Here is a 13,848-nt window from a genome sequence, read left to right as displayed (position 1 = left end):
GTGAACCCATCCGTGGCGTTATTCTTTTCACCGCTCGCGCCGCATCGAAGCTGCGCAACGCGGCAGGACAAACCCGCTTAGACCGCGGCGATCGCTTCGCGTGCCGAGCTCAGCGCGGCGTTCGCGGCGTCCGGGCCCAGGTTCAGGCCTTCGGCGTAGATGAAGTTCACGTCGGTCATGCCGAGGAAGCCGAGGAAGCTCTTCAGGTACGGCGTCTGGCTATCGTTCGGCGTGCCGAGATACTTGCCGCCGCGCGCCGACACGACGTGGACCTTCTTGCCCGTCACGAGGCCTTCCGGGCCATTCGCGGTGTAACGGAACGTGATGCCCGCACGTGCGATGAAGTCGAAGTACGTCTTCAGTTGCGACGAGATGCCGAAGTTGTACATCGGCGCACCGATCACGATGACGTCGGCGGCTTGCAGTTCGGCGATCAGCGCTTCGCTGCGTGCGGCGATCGCGGCCTGTTCCGGGGTGCGCTGGTCGGCCGGCGTGAAGAACGCGCCGAGCACGGCGTCGTCGAGGTGCGGCAGCGGTTCGGCTTGCAGATTACGGACGACGACTTGCGCGCCCGGATTCGACTGTTGCAGCTTTTCCGTCAGCTCATTGACGAGAAGCGTCGAGTTCGCGCCTTGCGAACGGGCTGCCGAGTTGATTTGCAGGATCGTGGTCATGGTTGACTCCAGTAGGGGGCGCGCAGTGTTGCGCGAGTGAAGTCATTGTGTTTTTTTACCGGCCGGCGAAAAAGCCGTCCGGCGGCGAAGGATTGTTGCATGGGTAGAACAATCAACCGCCCTCCTCCGCCGATTGACGACGGGACAGGCGACGATCGGTGGACCGCCCGGTGCGGCCCACCACCACGCCGATCACTTCGTCAGCCAGCGCTCGAGGGCTTTGCGCGCGGCGGGACGGTGATCGCTGACCGTGAGCTTGTAGCGGGCCACTTCGGGGCCGTCGAGCTTCACCTGCGTGACCCGCAGCTCGTCGCGACGGAACGCGTGCACGTCGACTTTCGCACCCGGCTGATAGCGCGTCAGCAGAGCATCGATATTCCCGCCGGTCACGCGCAGACCATCGATCGCGATCAGCACGTCGCCAGCGGAGAGGCCCGCCTTCTGCGCGGCGCTGCCCTCGTGCACGGTCGCGAGCGCGCAATCCGCGCCGCCGCGTAGCCGCACGCCGAGCGACGGCTTGCCGTTCTTGTCGACGTCCGGCGCGGGCGCCACGCCGAACGGCGCGAGCAGCGCGTCGAGCGGCAGATCGCGCGTGCCGCGCACGCCCTCGGCGAACAGTTCGGCCAGTTGCGCGCCGCTCGCTTCCGCGAAAATCGCCTCGATCTCGCTTTCGTCGACGCCGACCGGCTTGCCTCGATAAAAATCACGGCCAAAGCGCTTCCACAGCAGACGCATCACGTCGTCGAGCGATTTCTGGTTGCCGGTCTGCGCGCGGATCGTCAGGTCGAAGGCAAGCGCGATCAGCGAGCCCTTCGTGTAATAGCTGACGATCGCGTTCGGCGCGTTCTCGTCCTGCCGGTAGTACTTGACCCACGCATCGAACGAGCTTTCGGCGACGCTCTGCTTAAGGCGCCCGCTGCCGCGCTGCACCCCGCCGATCACCTTGCCGAGCAGGCCGAAATAGTCGTCCTGCGAGATCACGCCGCTGCGTACGAGAATCAGGTCGTCGTAATACGACGTGAAGCCCTCGAACAGCCACAGCATCGACGTGTAGTTTTCGACGCCGAGGTCATACGGCGCGAACACGGCCGGCTTGATCCGCTTCACATTCCAGGTGTGGAAATACTCGTGGCTGCACAGACCGAGATAGGTCCGGTAGCCCTCGCTCATCGGCTCGCGGCCCTGCACCGGCAGATCGGTGCGATTGCAGATCAGCGCGGTCGACGCGCGATGCTCGAGCCCGCCGTAACCGTCGGTGACAGCCTGCGTCATGAACACGTAGCGCTCGACCGGCGCCTTCTTCGACTTCGGTTCGAACAACGCGATCTGCGCTTCGCAGATGCGCTTCAGATCCTTGCACAGACGCTCCATGTCGAGCCCGATCACGCGACCGCCGATCACGACGTCGTGCGGCACGCCATGCGCCTTGAAAGTCGCGAGCGTGAATTCCCCGAGCGTCACAGGATGGTCGATCAGTTCGTCGTAGTTCTGCGCGCGGTATTCGCCGAAGCCGTAGCGCTTCGTGCCGCGCGCTTCCGGCAGCGCGGTCGCGACGCGCCAGCCGCGATACGCGGCGCCCTGCGGCTTCTGGATATCGACCACGCACTGCGCGTCCTCATGGCCGAGCGGCGACAGGAACACGCTGGTGCCGTTGAAAAAGCCGATCGTGTCGTCCAGATGCGCGGCGCGCACCGACAGGTCCCATGCGTACACCTCGTAGCGCAGCGTCAAGGCTCCCTTGACCGACGCGGCCTGCCACGTGTGCTTGTCGATCTTCTCGACGCGCACCTTGCGGCCCGCGTCGTTCACCGCGCGCAACGTGACGATGTTGCGCGCGAACTCGCGCACCATGTAGCTGCCCGGAATCCACACCGGCAGCATGAAACGCTGGCCGGCCGGATCGGGATCGGCGACGGTCACGGTGACTTCGAACAGGTGGGCGGCGGGGTTACCCGGAACGATGGTGTAGCGGATCGGCTTCATCGGCGGCGCTTGGGAGTGTCAGGAGAGTGAGGCGGGGAAGTTCGGGGCTCGATGCGAAAGGAGGCGCTGCGTGCGCCTCCTTTCGTTTGAACTTTGCATCTGTTGCGCCCGCGGCGGGCGTGGCGCTGCGTGCTGTTCAGTGCACGGCCGACAGTTCCTTGTCGAGCCGATCTGCCGGCACCGCGCCGGGCAGGCGGCGACCGTCGGCGAGAAACACCGTCGGCGTGCCTTCGACGTTCATCGAACGGCCGAGCGCGAGGTTCTTGTCGATCGCGGCGGTGTCGCAGGTGGCGGCGGCGGTCGGCGCCTGACGGTCCTGCATCCACGATTCCCACGCCTTCGCGCGATCGGCCGAGCACCAGATCGACTTCGATTTGGCCGTCGAATCGGGCGACAGCACCGGGTACAGGAACGTGTAGACCGTCACGTTGTCGATCGACAGCAGCGTTTTTTCGAGCTGCTTGCAGTACGGGCAGTTCGGATCGGAGAACACCGCGATCTTGCGCGCGCCGTTGCCGCGCACGACCTTCACCGCGTTGCCGAACGGCAGGCTCGCGAAGTCGATGCGGTTGGTTTCCGACAGGCGTGCTTCGGTCAGATTCTTGCGCGTCTTCGAGTCCACCATGTCGCCGAGCATCAGGTAGTCGCCGCTCGCATCGCTGTAGACAATCTGCGTGCCGAGATTCACTTCGTACAGGCCCGCGATCGGCGTCTTCGACACGCTTTTGATCGTCACGTCGGAAAGACGGGTTTGCAAGGTGGCCTTGAGCTTGTCGGTGGTCTGGTCGGCCTGCGCCGAGCAGCCGAGCGTAGCGGCACCGATCGCGAGCGCGGCAGCGGCGATTCGGAAGGTCTTTTTCATGCTGGAGTCCTGGAGTCAGTCGCGCACCTGCGCGTTTTTTACGTTCCGGCCGCGAGTTTCGGCCGCCTATCTGTTCAATCAGGCTCGATCAGGTTCGATCGGGGGTCGGATAAGGGGCGGATCGCAGCGCTTCGATCCGGTCATGATACCTGTCCCGGGCGCCGGTGACCGGCCATCGGCTATCCGCCCGACGCCTCATTGCGGTTTACCCCAGCGCGGCCGATACGAGCCAGCGCTTGATGAATGGCTGCGCGCCGACGAACGCCATGCCGGTATTGCGCACGGCGCGCGCGAGCGGACCGGGCACCGAGAACAGTTTCTGCAGGCCGTCGGTGGCGATCATCAGCGCGCGAATGTCTTCGCGGCGCGCGCGCTCGTAGCGACGCAGCAGCACCATGTCGCCGAGATCGCGGAACGACTCCTTGCCGCCGATCGTGCTCGCGAGCGCGGCGACGTCGCGCAAGCCGAGGTTCATGCCCTGTCCTGCCAACGGATGGATCAGATGTGCGGCATCGCCGACCAGCGCGACCCGCGGGGCGACGAGCCGGTCCACGGTCTGCAACGCGAGCGGGAAGCCCTGCGCGGGCGTCACGCAGTCGAGCGCACCGAACTGTTCACCGCTCACGTGCTCGACTTCGGCGGCGAGCCGCTCGGGATCGAGCGCGAGCAACTGCTCGGCGTGTTCGGTGCGCGCCGACCAGACCAGCGACACGTGGCCGTCCGGCATCGGCAGCAACGCGATGATCTCGCCGTCGCGGAACCACTGATACGCGGTTTCGCCGTGCGGCTTCGCACCCTTGAAATTGGCGACCACACCGATCTGTCTGTAGTCGCGGCGCACCATCTTCGAGCCGATCTGCGCGCGCACCCACGAGTGCGCGCCGTCCGCGCCGACTACCAGATCCGCTTCGAGCACGCTGCCGTTCGCGAGGCCGACGCTCGCGTTGTCGACGGAGAAATCGAGCGCCTGCGCGCGCGTGTCGATCCACGTGAGGTTCGGCTGGAAGCGCAGCGCGGCATCGAGCGCGCGCTCGATCACCGACGACTCGACGATCCACGCAAGCTGCGGTACCGATGCCTGAAACGCCGAGAAATGCAGCTCGGCGTGCGCGTCGCCGTAGACGCGCATGTCGTAGACGGGACCGAGCCGTGTGTGATCGAGCGCCTGCCAGACCCGCAGCCGTTCGAGCAAGGCCTGCGAACTCGACGACAACGCATAGACGCGCGAGTCGAAGACAGCACCGGCGGGCAGCGCCGCGCAAGGCTGCGCGAGCAGTGCGACGCGCAGTCCGGCTTGCGTGAGCGCGAGCGCCGCGGTCTTGCCGACGAGCCCGCCGCCGATCACGGCGGCATCAAAGGTCTGGTGGTGTGCGTTCATGCGCGCATTATAGCCGCGGGGGTTGCGGGGGACGGATCGACGGGCGCGGCCGTTGGGCTCTGTGCGCGGGGCCTCGCGGGCTCGTGCCGGACATGGTGTGTGGGGTGAGAGTCTGAGGTTGTCGGCGGGACTGTGCGCGTCTGATGCCGACCGCTCGCGCAACCCGCACTTCATGCGTTGGCGGCCACGCGCATTTGAGTCCCGGGCCGGTGGCCGCGCGGCCTCGATGCGTCGTGCTAATGCGTCGCGGCGCTTGCCGCGAGCGCCGCGTTCGCCTCGCGCATGCGCATGAAGTCGCGATTGGACGAGAGGTTGCGCCACGCGGCCGCCTCGAGCTCCGCCTTGCGATCGCGCTGATCGCTGCGTACCGCGCAGTCGGGGAACACGCGATCGAACACGCGCCATAGCGAGTCGTAGTCGTTCTTATCGGCGAACCGCGCGATGTCGGCGTGATCTTCGTGCGACAGGTGGGTCGTCAAACAATCGATGGTCTGCCGGTCGGTGGTGGCCTGCGCTTCGTCGAAATTCGGCGCGACCCATGTCGCGACCGAGCCCACCACGACCGCGGCGGCGACGCCGATCCCAACCCATCTGATGAGTCCCACGTTGCTCCCCCGGAAATTGAGCTCTGCCGACTCCGAACCGACGATTCTACAGTGGCTTCGCGCCAATGCGCCGGCGGGTCCGCGCGGGCGAACGGGTTACAATTGCGCTTTCCGTGAAAACTCGCACTCAATCGTCGAGCCAACGCCCCGATTCGGTGTCTTGTCCGCTCCGCTGAGCCTGCCGCGCCCCACCTTACGCGAAGGCTTTCCGAATCCGCGCGCAGCGTCGAGCGCATCACGCAACCTACTGATTCACTGAAGGATTTCCATGAGCCTCAAATGCGGCATCGTCGGCCTGCCCAACGTCGGCAAGTCCACCCTGTTCAACGCGCTGACCAAGGCGGGAATCGCCGCCGAAAACTATCCGTTCTGCACGATCGAGCCGAACGTCGGCATCGTCGAGGTGCCGGACGCGCGGCTGAAGGCGCTCGCCGAAATCGTCAAGCCGGAGCGCATCCTGCCGGCCGTGGTCGAGTTCGTCGACATCGCCGGTCTGGTGGCCGGCGCGAGCAAGGGCGAAGGCCTCGGCAACCAGTTCCTCGCGAACATCCGCGAAACCGACGCGATCACGCACGTCGTGCGCTGCTTCGAAGACGACAACGTGATTCACGTCGCGAACAAGATCGATCCGCTGTCGGACATCGAGGTAATCAACACCGAGCTCGCGCTTGCCGACCTCGCGACCGTCGAGAAGGCGCTCGCGCGCTATTCCAAGGCGGCCAAGTCGGGTAACGACAAGGAAGCCGCGAAGAACGCGGCGGTGCTGGAGAAGGTCCGCGCGCAGCTCGACCAGGCGAAGCCGGTCCGCGCGCTCGATCTGACCGATGAAGAAAAGGCTACCCTCAAGCCGTTCTGCCTGATCACCGCCAAGCCCACGATGTACGTCGCCAACGTGAAGGAAAACGGCTTCGAGAACAACCCGCACCTCGACGCGATCACGAAGTTCGCGGCTGCTGAAGGCGCGCCGGTCGTGGCCGTGTGCGCGGCGGTCGAAGCGGAAATCGCCGACCTCGACGAAGCCGACATGGAAGTCTTCCTCGCCGACATGGGCATGCATGAGCCGGGCTTGAACCGCGTGATCCGCGCGGGCTTCAAGCTGCTCGGCCTGCAGACCTACTTCACGGCCGGCGTGAAGGAAGTGCGCGCGTGGACGATCCACGTCGGCGATACGGCGCCGAAGGCGGCCGGCGCGATCCACACCGACTTCGAGCGCGGCTTCATTCGCGCGCAGACGATCAGCTTCGACGACTACATCACCTACAAGGGTGAACAAGGCGCGAAGGAAGCCGGCAAGATGCGCGCGGAAGGCAAGGAGTACGTCGTGCATGATGGCGACGTGATGAACTTTTTGTTCAACGTGTAAGCGCGAAGCAGCGCAAACTGCGCTGCGCGCTTAAGGCCCGCGAACCCACAGGGGTTGCGGGCTTTTTTTGTTTGCGCGCTACGACTTCCGCAACGCGTCGAGGCAACGGGCCTTGATGTGCGGATTTGCGGTCGTGACCGCCGAAACAGCGTGCAACGCTTTGGCCTTGTAGGTTTTCGGCGCATCGTCAATAAACGGAATGCCGCACACACGCGATATCGCGAGAATGTGACTGTCGCTTTCGACAGGGTCTACGACCTTCAGCACAGCTGCGGGATTTCTCGGCCACGCATAGGCAAGAGCGATTCCCAAACCTTCCGCGTTCGCGCCGTCGGCCCCTATGGCCAGGCTACCCGGATGACTCTAGCTGTCGCCATGCATGAAGAAGGCGTCCCTGCCGAAAGTGTGCGTTCCCGGATTAGGCGTCAATGGCATGCCGAAAGCTCCGACATGATGGGAATGCCTTGGCGACCCAATCGTGTACGAACCTTCAGGTATTGGCCCGACCGATCGGACGGGTTGGATGAGGCGATTGTTTTTGCCCGCGCCATGGCCCGAGTTGCATCACCCGTGATCTTCCCGAATAGATTCCCGTTTATTTCTTTTCCCTGACAGCCAATGCTAAATTTCGGCTTCCGGCGCGCCGCCGCCGGAATGTCATCGAACACAACTAGAATCGCGCGATTCGCGTCCGCGCCCCTTCCGAACCGGAGACAAATCGATGAATTACAAGCCGCTGTTCCGTTCACTTTCCGTTGCCGCTGTATTGAGCATCGGCGTCAGCCAGGCGGCTCACGCCGCGACCGAAATCCAGTTCTGGCACGCCATGGAAGCCGCACTGGGTGAACGTCTGAACGACATCGCGAACGACTTCAACAAATCGCAAAACGACTACAAGATCGTGCCCGTGTTCAAGGGCACCTACGACCAGACCCTCGCCGCCGGCATCGCCGCCTATCGCAGCGGCAACGCGCCGGCCATCCTGCAGGTCTACGAGGTCGGCACCGCGACGATGATGCAGGCGAAGAAAGCCATCGTCCCGGTCACGCAGGTATTCAAGGACGCGGGCCTGCCGCTCGATCAGAAAGCCTTCGTGCCGACCATCGCGAGCTATTACAGCGACTCGAAAACCGGCGAACTGATCTCGATGCCGTTCAACAGCTCGACGCCGGTGCTGTACTACAACAAGGATGCGTTCAAGAAGGCTGGCCTCGATCCGAACCAGCCGCCGAAGACCTGGGCCGAGTTGCACGCCGATGCGCAGAAGCTGAAGGCCTCGGGCATGTCGTGCGGCTACTCGTCGGGCTGGCAAAGCTGGATTCAGCTCGAGAACTACAGCGCGTGGCATGCGGCGCCGTTCGCGTCGCGTAACAACGGCTTCGACGGCATGGACGCGCAGCTCGAATTCAACAAGCCGCTGCAGGTCGCGCACATCCAGTTCCTGCAGAACATGGCGAAGGACGGCACGTTCACCTATGTCGGCCGCAAGGACGAACCGGTGTCGAAGTTCTATAGCGGCGACTGCGGCATCATCACGAACTCGTCAGGCTCGCTCGCGACGATCAAGAAATACGCGAAGTTCAACTTCGGCACCGGCATGATGCCGTACGACGACAGCGTGAAGGGCGCGCCGCAGAACGCGATCATCGGCGGGGCGAGCCTGTGGGTGCTGTCGGGCAAGGACCCGGCCGTCTACAAGGGCGTCGCGAAGTTCCTCGCCTATCTGGCCACGGCGCCAGTCGCCGCGAAGTGGCATCAGGACACCGGCTATCTGCCGATCACGACCGCCGCGTATGACATGACGCGCCAGCAGGGCTTCTACGACAAGAACCCCGGCAGCGACACCGCGATCCGCCAGATGCTGAACAAGCCGCCGCTGCCGTTCACGAAGGGCCTGCGTCTGGGCAACATGCCGCAGATCCGCACCGTGATCGACGAAGAACTCGAACAGGTGTGGGCGGACAGGAAGACGCCGCAACAGGCGCTCGACTCGTCCGTCGCGCGCGGCGACGACCTGCTGCGCCGCTTCGAAAAGGCCGGTAACTAAGCATCGCCTGCAGGCAGGGTTCCGGCGCTCCCGCGCGGGAACCCGTCGTTGCAGCACACTCTGGACATCCCGATGGAAAAGCGCTCCTACTTCGGCACCAGCGCGCTGCCCTACCTGCTCGTCGCGCCGCAGCTGCTCATCACGCTCGTGTTCTTCCTGTGGCCGGCGGGCGTCGCGCTCTGGCAATCGACGCAAACCCAGGACGCGTTCGGTACGTCGAGCGCGTTCGTCGGACTCGCGAACTTCAAACAGCTGTTCGCCGACCCGCTGTATCTGGCGTCGTTCAACACGACGATTGTGTTCTGCACGCTCGTCACCGTGTCGGGCCTCGTGATCTCGCTGCTGCTCGCGGTCTGCGCGGACCGCGTGACGCGCGGCGCGAAGGCCTATCAAACGCTGCTGATCTGGCCGTACGCGGTCGCGCCCGCGATCGCCGCGGTGCTGTGGTCGTTCCTGTTCAACCCGAGCATCGGCCTCGTCACGTATGCGCTCGCGAAACACGGCATTGTGTGGAATCACGCGCTGAACCCCGGTCAGGCGATGTTCCTCGTCGTGCTCGCGTCGGTCTGGCAGCAGATCAGCTATAACTTCCTGTTCTTCTATGCGGGCCTGCAGGCGATTCCGCGCTCGCTGATCGAAGCGGCCGCGATCGACGGCGCCGGTCCGGTGCGCCGCTTCTTCGGCATCGCCCTGCCGCTGCTGTCGCCGACCACGTTCTTTCTGCTGGTGATCAACATCACCTACGCGTTCTTCGACACCTTTCCCGTGATCGACGCGGCGACCGGCGGCGGCCCAGCCCAGGCCACCCGCACGCTGATCTACAAGATTTTCGCCGAAGGCTTCCAGGGGCTCGACATCGGCAGTTCGGGCGCACAGTCGGTCGTGCTGATGATCATCGTCGTGGCACTGACCGTCGTGCAATTCCGCTTCATCGAACGCAGGGTTCAATACTCATGATCGAGAACCGACGCGGTTTCGACCTGTTCTGTCACGCGGTGCTGATCATCGGCGTCGCGCTGGTGGTGTTTCCGGTGTACGTCGCGTTCTGCGCGGCGACGATGAGCGAGCACGAGGTGTTCACGGTGCCGCTGTCGCTCGTGCCGAGCACGCATCTGTTCGAGAACATCGTCACGATCTGGACGCAGGGCACCGGCAACGCCGCGGCGCCGTTCAATCGCATGCTGTTCAACAGCCTCGTGATGGCGCTCGTCATCGCGATCGGCAAGATCGCCGTATCGATGATCTCCGCGTACGCGATCGTCTACTTCCGCTTTCCGTTTCGCACGCTTGCGTTCTGGCTGATCTTCGTCACGCTGATGCTGCCGGTCGAAGTGCGGATTTTCCCGACCGTGCAGGTGGTGTCGTCGATGCATCTGAGCAATACGTACACCGGTTTGACGCTGCCGCTGATCGCGTCGGCGACCGCGACGTTCCTGTTCCGCCAGTTCTTCAAGACGCTGCCGGACGAGCTGATGGAAGCCGCGCGCATCGACGGCGCGGGCGCGCTGCGCTTCTTCTGGGACGTCGTGCTGCCGCTGTCGCGGACCACGATGGCGGCGCTCTTCGTGATCACGTTCATCTACGGCTGGAACCAGTATCTGTGGCCGATCCTGATCACCAGCCAGCAGTCGCTGATCACCGCGGTGATCGGCATCAAGGGGATGATCGCCTCGGGCGATACCGCGACCGAATGGCATCTGGTGATGACGGCCACGCTGCTCGCGATGCTGCCGCCGCTCGCCGTCGTGCTGACGATGCAGCGCTGGTTCGTGCGCGGCCTCGTGGATTCGGAAAAATGATCCGGTATGGCGGACAGCGACAAGCACTCAAAAACAAAAGGCTAGAACGGCATGGCTGCACTGACTCTGCAAAGCGTTAAGAAAACCTACGACGGCAAACAGTTCGTGTTGCACGGCATCGACGTCGACGTCGCCGACGGCGAATTCGTCGTCATGGTCGGGCCGTCCGGCTGCGGCAAATCGACCTTGCTGCGAATGGTCGCCGGGCTCGAGCGCATCTCCGACGGCAGCATTTCGATCGCCGGCAAGGTCGTCAACGATCTGGAGCCGAAGGATCGCAACATCGCGATGGTGTTCCAGAACTACGCGCTGTATCCGCATATGAGCGTGGCCGAGAACATGGGTTACGCGCTGAAGATCGCGGGCGTCGATCGTGCGCAGATCGCCAAACGCGTCGAAGCCGCCGCGCAGATTCTCGAGCTCGGCGCGCTGCTGCAGCGCAAGCCGCGCGAGTTGTCGGGCGGGCAGCGGCAGCGCGTCGCGATGGGCCGCGCGATCGTGCGCGAGCCGGCGGTGTTTCTGTTCGACGAGCCGCTGTCGAATCTCGACGCGCGTCTGCGCGTGCAGATGCGCCTCGAAATCCAGCGTCTGCATGCGCGCCTCAAGACCACGAGCCTGTACGTCACGCACGATCAGATCGAAGCGATGACGCTGGCGCAGCGCGTGATCGTGATGAACCAGGGCCACGCCGAGCAGATCGGCGCGCCGACCGAAGTCTACGAGCGGCCGGCCACGGTGTTCGTCGCGAGCTTCATCGGCTCGCCGGGGATGAACCTGCTCGAAGGCCGTGTCGCGGACGACGGCTCGACCTTCGACGTCGCCGGCAACGGCCCGAAGCTGCCGCTCGCGGGCGTGCCGTCGATCGGCCGCGAAGTCGCGACAGGCCGCGAGTGGACGCTCGGCATTCGCCCCGAGCATCTGAGCCCGGGCACGGCCAACGCACCGTTCGCGACACTGAGCGTCGATTCTTGCGAAATTCTCGGCGCGGACAATCTCGCACACGGCCGCTGGGGCAAGCACGATGTGACCGCGCGGCTGCCTCACGCGCATCGTCCCGCGGCCGGCGAGGCGCTGCAGGTCGTGCTGCCCGCGCAGCATCTGCACTTTTTCGATCCGGCGACTGGACGGCGCGCGAACTGAGACGCCCGCGGCGCGCCGCGACGGCGGCCCGCCGCCGGCCCCCCCTGCCGCCCGGCCCTCGCCGCGAAGTACAATGCCACCTGAACCACATGCCGCGCGCGGCAGCGCCGTCGAATCCGACGCCGCGCCGGCCGGCGCCGGGTGTTCCGCCCGGCCCTCACACCGATTACCCATTCACCCCCGACTGCCCGCCCGCACGCGGCCGGCGTCGTCAACGTCTACTGCAAGCTAATGGCCCAATACGTTTTCACCATGAACCGGGTCGGCAAAATCGTGCCGCCCAAGCGCCAGATCCTGAAAGACATTTCGCTATCGTTCTTCCCCGGCGCGAAGATCGGCCTGCTCGGCCTGAACGGCTCGGGCAAGTCGACCCTGATCCGCATCATGGCCGGTGTGGACACGGAGATCGAAGGCGAAGCGACACCGATGCCGAACCTGAACATCGGCTATCTGCCGCAGGAGCCGCAACTCGATCCGCAGAAAACCGTGCGTGAAGCGGTCGAGGAAGGCCTCGGCGACGTGTTCAAAGCGCAGAAGAAGCTCGACGAAATCTACGCGGCCTACGCGGAGCCGGACGCCGACTTCGACGCGCTCGCCGCCGAGCAGGCGAAGTACGAAGCGATCCTCGCAACGACCGACGGCAGCGCCGAGCAGCAGATCGAAATCGCCGCCGACGCACTGCGCCTGCCGGCATGGGACGCGAAGATCGAGCATCTGTCGGGCGGCGAAAAACGCCGCGTCGCGCTGTGCAAGCTGCTGCTGCAAAAGCCCGACATGCTGCTGCTCGACGAGCCGACCAACCACCTCGACGCGGAATCGGTCGAATGGCTCGAGCAGTTCCTGACGCGCTTCCCGGGCACCGTGGTCGCCGTCACGCACGATCGCTACTTCCTCGACAACGCCGCCGAGTGGATTCTCGAACTCGACCGCGGTCACGGCATTCCGTGGAAGGGCAATTACAGCAGCTGGCTCGATCAGAAGGAAGAGCGTCTGAAGCAGGAAGAAGCGTCGGAGTCCGCGCGCCAGAAGGCGATCAAGAAGGAACTCGAGTGGGTGCGCCAGAACCCGAAGGGCCGCCAGGCGAAGTCGAAGGCGCGTATCGCGCGCTTCGAGGAGCTGAACAGCCAGGACTACCAGAAGCGCAACGAAACACAGGAAATCTTCATTCCGGTCGGCGACCGCCTCGGCAACGAAGTGATCGAGTTCAAGAACGTCAGCAAGTCGTACGGCGACCGGCTGCTGCTCGATAACGTCAGCTTCAAGATTCCGGCCGGCGCGATCGTCGGCATCATCGGTCCGAACGGCGCCGGCAAATCGACGCTGTTCCGTATGCTGACCGGCCGCGAGCAACCCGATTCGGGCGAAATCGTGCAGGGTCCGACCGTCAAGCTCGCGTACGTGGACCAGAGCCGCGAAGCGCTCGCAGGCACCAAGACCGTGTTCGAGGAAATCTCGGGCGGCGCGGACGTGCTGACGGTCGGCAAGTACGAAACACCATCGCGCGCGTATATCGGCCGCTTCAATTTCAAGGGCGGCGACCAGCAGAAGATCGTCGGCAATCTGTCCGGCGGCGAGCGCGGTCGTCTGCATCTGGCGAAGACGCTGATCGCGGGCGGCAACGTACTGCTGCTCGACGAACCGTCGAACGACCTCGACGTCGAAACGCTGCGCGCGCTCGAAGACGCGCTGCTCGAATTCGCGGGCTCGGTGCTCGTGATTTCGCACGATCGCTGGTTCCTCGATCGTATCGCGACGCATATCCTCGCGTTCGAAGGCGACTCGCAAGTCACGTTCTTCGACGGCAACTACCAGGAATACGAAGCGGACAAGCGCGCGCGTCTCGGCGAGGAAGGCGCGCGGCCGAAGCGCCTGCGCTACAAGCCGATCTCGCGTTAAGAAGCGGGCGGACGACGGCCCGTCTGGCGCGATGCCGCACGGGCTGCGGGGCATGCGCGTTGCTAACCGTCGCTATGGAGGCGCGCGTGAAAGTCTCGCGC

Annotated in this window: 11 protein-coding genes; 6 read left to right on the top strand and 5 right to left on the bottom strand. The window is 64.6% G+C overall.

The window, feature by feature from the left end; translation table 11 throughout:
• Positions 1 to 77: 77 nt before the first annotated feature.
• From HDG33_RS26605 to HDG33_RS26585, 5 genes are all read right to left on the bottom strand, one after another.
• The gene (locus HDG33_RS26605; protein ID WP_018420121.1) at positions 78 to 674 is read right to left on the bottom strand and encodes an FMN-dependent NADH-azoreductase; all 597 of its coding nucleotides are present in this window, start codon (positions 672 to 674) and stop codon (positions 78 to 80) included.
• Positions 675 to 866: 192 nt separating this feature from the next.
• On the bottom strand, positions 867 to 2,657 hold the full coding sequence (locus HDG33_RS26600; RefSeq protein ID WP_184035966.1) for a M61 family metallopeptidase: 1,791 nt from the start codon (positions 2,655 to 2,657) through the stop codon (positions 867 to 869).
• A gap of 136 nt (positions 2,658 to 2,793) precedes the next feature.
• Entirely contained in the window at positions 2,794 to 3,519 is a 726-nt protein-coding gene (locus HDG33_RS26595) for a DsbC family protein (protein ID WP_184035963.1), read from the bottom strand.
• Between the two features lie 205 nt (positions 3,520 to 3,724).
• A complete protein-coding gene (locus tag HDG33_RS26590) occupies positions 3,725 to 4,897 on the bottom strand; it encodes a UbiH/UbiF family hydroxylase (RefSeq protein ID WP_184035960.1) in 1,173 nt (390 codons plus the stop codon).
• Between the two features lie 236 nt (positions 4,898 to 5,133).
• Positions 5,134 to 5,502 (bottom strand): hypothetical protein, encoded by a 369-nt coding sequence (locus tag HDG33_RS26585; RefSeq protein ID WP_260330594.1) that lies wholly within the window; start codon positions 5,500 to 5,502, stop codon positions 5,134 to 5,136.
• A gap of 268 nt (positions 5,503 to 5,770) precedes the next feature.
• On the opposite strand from HDG33_RS26585, the gene ychF reads away from it, so the two are divergent.
• The 6 genes from ychF to ettA all read left to right on the top strand — a co-directional run bounded on the left by ychF (position 5,771) and on the right by ettA (position 13,747).
• The gene (gene ychF, locus HDG33_RS26580; RefSeq protein ID WP_184009123.1) at positions 5,771 to 6,865 is read left to right on the top strand and encodes a redox-regulated ATPase YchF; all 1,095 of its coding nucleotides are present in this window, start codon (positions 5,771 to 5,773) and stop codon (positions 6,863 to 6,865) included.
• Positions 6,866 to 7,586: 721 nt separating this feature from the next.
• Positions 7,587 to 8,912: a sn-glycerol-3-phosphate ABC transporter substrate-binding protein UgpB gene (ugpB, locus tag HDG33_RS26575; protein WP_184035957.1), complete on the top strand. Its 1,326-nt coding sequence runs from the start codon at positions 7,587 to 7,589 to the stop codon at positions 8,910 to 8,912.
• Positions 8,913 to 8,984: 72 nt separating this feature from the next.
• Positions 8,985 to 9,869, top strand: coding sequence for a sn-glycerol-3-phosphate ABC transporter permease UgpA (ugpA, locus tag HDG33_RS26570; protein WP_184035954.1), 885 nt, complete (start codon positions 8,985 to 8,987; stop codon positions 9,867 to 9,869).
• Positions 9,866 to 10,711: a sn-glycerol-3-phosphate ABC transporter permease UgpE gene (gene ugpE / locus HDG33_RS26565; RefSeq protein ID WP_184035951.1), complete on the top strand. Its 846-nt coding sequence runs from the start codon at positions 9,866 to 9,868 to the stop codon at positions 10,709 to 10,711. The genes ugpA and ugpE overlap by 4 nt, the downstream gene beginning before the upstream one ends.
• A gap of 51 nt (positions 10,712 to 10,762) precedes the next feature.
• Positions 10,763 to 11,851, top strand: a complete 1,089-nt coding sequence (locus HDG33_RS26560) for a sn-glycerol-3-phosphate import ATP-binding protein UgpC (protein ID WP_184035948.1) — start codon at positions 10,763 to 10,765, stop codon at positions 11,849 to 11,851.
• A 231-nt stretch (positions 11,852 to 12,082) separates the two neighbouring features.
• Positions 12,083 to 13,747, top strand: a complete 1,665-nt coding sequence (ettA, locus tag HDG33_RS26555) for an energy-dependent translational throttle protein EttA (RefSeq protein WP_184035945.1) — start codon at positions 12,083 to 12,085, stop codon at positions 13,745 to 13,747.
• The last annotated feature ends 101 nt before the right edge of the window (positions 13,748 to 13,848 follow it).

Origin of the sequence: Paraburkholderia sp. Cpub6 (assembly GCF_014201065.1) — a bacterium.
GTDB lineage: Bacteria > Pseudomonadota > Gammaproteobacteria > Burkholderiales > Burkholderiaceae > Paraburkholderia > Paraburkholderia tuberum.
The sequence above is the reverse complement of the archived record's forward strand: the minus strand, read 5'-3'. Positions and strand labels throughout refer to the sequence as shown.

Coding starts and splice junctions, on each gene's coding strand:
- HDG33_RS26605 (WP_018420121.1), bottom strand. CDS start 674: ATGACCACGATCCTGCAAATCAACTCGGCAGCCCGTTCGCAAGGCGCG.
- HDG33_RS26600 (WP_184035966.1), bottom strand. CDS start 2,657: ATGAAGCCGATCCGCTACACCATCGTTCCGGGTAACCCCGCCGCCCAC.
- HDG33_RS26595 (WP_184035963.1), bottom strand. CDS start 3,519: ATGAAAAAGACCTTCCGAATCGCCGCTGCCGCGCTCGCGATCGGTGCC.
- HDG33_RS26590 (WP_184035960.1), bottom strand. CDS start 4,897: ATGAACGCACACCACCAGACCTTTGATGCCGCCGTGATCGGCGGCGGG.
- ychF (WP_184009123.1), top strand. CDS start 5,771: ATGAGCCTCAAATGCGGCATCGTCGGCCTGCCCAACGTCGGCAAGTCC.
- ugpB (WP_184035957.1), top strand. CDS start 7,587: ATGAATTACAAGCCGCTGTTCCGTTCACTTTCCGTTGCCGCTGTATTG.
- ugpA (WP_184035954.1), top strand. CDS start 8,985: ATGGAAAAGCGCTCCTACTTCGGCACCAGCGCGCTGCCCTACCTGCTC.
- ugpE (WP_184035951.1), top strand. CDS start 9,866: ATGATCGAGAACCGACGCGGTTTCGACCTGTTCTGTCACGCGGTGCTG.
- HDG33_RS26560 (WP_184035948.1), top strand. CDS start 10,763: ATGGCTGCACTGACTCTGCAAAGCGTTAAGAAAACCTACGACGGCAAA.
- ettA (WP_184035945.1), top strand. CDS start 12,083: ATGGCCCAATACGTTTTCACCATGAACCGGGTCGGCAAAATCGTGCCG.